Genomic DNA, 608 nt, shown 5'->3' with positions numbered 1-608 from the left:
CGGGTCTGCTGAGGGTTTGGTTGACACCGTGATTTATGCCGCCAGAGCGACGGACTCGATCATTCTAGCCTCGAACTGGACAGGGGTCAGTTTCCCCAGCCTGCGTTGCTTGCGTTTGCGGTGATACTTTCCTTCCACCCACCCCACAATCGCCAGGCGCAGCTGTTGGCGGGTGGTCCACCAGCGCCGATCCAGCACGTTCTTCTGCAACAGGCTGAAAAACGATTCCATGGCCGCATTGTCACCGGCCGCCCCGACCCGGCCCATGGACCCGATTAGCCCATGACGTTCGAGGGCCTGGGTGAATTTCCTGGAACGGAATTGACTGCCGCGGTCTGAATGCACCCGAACCCCACGTGGGTGTCCACGGTGCGCCACCGCCATCTCCAGGGCGTTGACCGCCAGCTGGGCCTTCATTCGCGAGTCCATCGAGTAGCCCACGATACGGTTGCTGAACACGTCCTTGATCGCACACAGGTATAGCTTGCCCTCACCGGTGTGATGCGCAGGTGTTCGTCGGTCAGCCACAGCTGGTTGGGCTGCTCGGCGGTGAAATTCCGCTGCACCAGGTCATCATGCACCGGCGGACCAGCCGGGGTGCACTTGCG

The 608-nt window shown here is 61.7% G+C and carries 1 pseudogene; it reads right to left on the bottom strand.

Annotation, left to right across the window (positions count from 1 at the left end):
- Positions 1-33: 33 nt before the first annotated feature.
- Positions 34-608 (bottom strand): annotated as a pseudogene (locus OK351_RS17890) (IS3 family transposase); the annotation flags it as partial.

It is taken from the genome of Glutamicibacter sp. MNS18, assembly GCF_026107515.2.
Lineage (GTDB): Bacteria > Actinomycetota > Actinomycetes > Actinomycetales > Micrococcaceae > Glutamicibacter.
Note: the sequence above shows the minus strand (reverse complement) of the source record. Positions and strands in the feature narration are given on the sequence as shown.